Source organism: Candidatus Darwinibacter acetoxidans (assembly GCF_041936445.1).
In the GTDB taxonomy this organism is placed as follows: Bacteria; Bacillota; Limnochordia; order Darwinibacteriales; family Darwinibacteriaceae; genus DTU010.
The window spans coordinates 1-1051 of record NZ_JBHGXH010000184.1 but is presented as its reverse complement, the minus strand read 5'-3'; the positions used below and the strand labels follow the sequence as shown (position 1 = coordinate 1051).

Below are 1051 nucleotides of genomic sequence, written 5' to 3'. Positions count from 1 at the left end.
TGAGTGGGGTGGTGAAACTCCCACGGAAGGTGATCACGCAGACTGCAAAGCAGCTCTATACCAGTGAAACCCCTGAGTGGTATACCCCCAGGATCATCATTGATTCTGTCCTCGAACTCTTCGGGAAGATCGACCTCGATCCGTGCAGCAACGGGAAGGGCGACGCCGCAAACGTTCCGGCAACAGAGCACTATACCCGCGAGGATAACGGGCTCGCACGGGCATGGCACGGGAAGGTGTACATGAATCCCCCGTATGGCCGTGAGGTGGCACAGTGGGTCGAGAAGGTCATTGCGGAGTATCAGGCCGGCAATATCTCTGAAGCCGTCATCCTGATTGCCGCTCGGACAGATACACGGTGGTTCAACCTGCTTGCCAAGACTGGCGCGGTATGGTGTGCCGTTGAGGGCCGGCTCCTCTTCTCAACACCGGGCGTGAAGACCTCCAACGCGGCGCCGTTCCCCTCTGCGATCTTCTATCTGGGGGACAACGTGCAGGACTTTTACCACTGCTTCAAGCACCACGGCCCGATCTACCGAGCAATCGAAGAGGAGGAGATGATGCAGTATGACTAACGGCACGACCGCGAACCAGACCGGCCAGCGAGCCGAGCGGGTGATCGCATGCATGCTTCACGAGCGCGGATACTCGTTCGAGAGGCAGGTGTATCTCGGCAAGAGTATCTACGGCCACAAGTTGTACTGCGACTTCCTCGTCTCCAACATCCCAGAGTTCCCGAACGGTTTGATCATCGAGTCAAAGTGGCAGGGGAGCGGGGGTTCTGTCGACGAGAAGTTCCCCTATTTGATCGAGAACGTCCGGCAAGTGTTCCCCTGTCCTACGGTGATTGTCATTGCGGGCGGGGGCCACAGACCAGGGGCAGTAACCTGGCTGAAAGCGCAGGTGGACGGCAAAAAGGTGGTCGCAGCCCTCAATCTCGAAGAGTTCCTGTGCTGGATGAACAAGGACCTATCTGACCCGGCGGGCTTGCCTGAGAGGTGCTGCACAAGGCGGGTGGCAGGGAGAGTATGAGCCCCCCCGGTCAAAGTTT

Annotated in this window: 2 protein-coding genes; both read left to right on the top strand. The window is 58.4% G+C overall.

The genetic code is table 11. The features are described 5' to 3' along the window. On the top strand, window positions 1-575 hold a 575-nt coding region (locus ACE4YL_RS06820; RefSeq protein WP_461369418.1), incomplete at its 5' end, for a DNA N-6-adenine-methyltransferase. Beyond that, complete coding sequence (locus tag ACE4YL_RS06815; protein ID WP_461369417.1) at window positions 568-1032, top strand: PD-(D/E)XK nuclease superfamily protein; 465 nt, start codon at window positions 568-570, stop codon at window positions 1030-1032. The genes ACE4YL_RS06820 and ACE4YL_RS06815, both read left to right, overlap by 8 nt. Window positions 1033-1051: the final 19 nt, after the last annotated feature.

What these genes read in the sequence shown, in the direction of transcription:
- ACE4YL_RS06815 (WP_461369417.1), top strand. Translation starts at nt 568, where the DNA reads ATGACTAACGGCACGACCGCGAACCAGACCGGCCAGCGAGCCGAGCGG.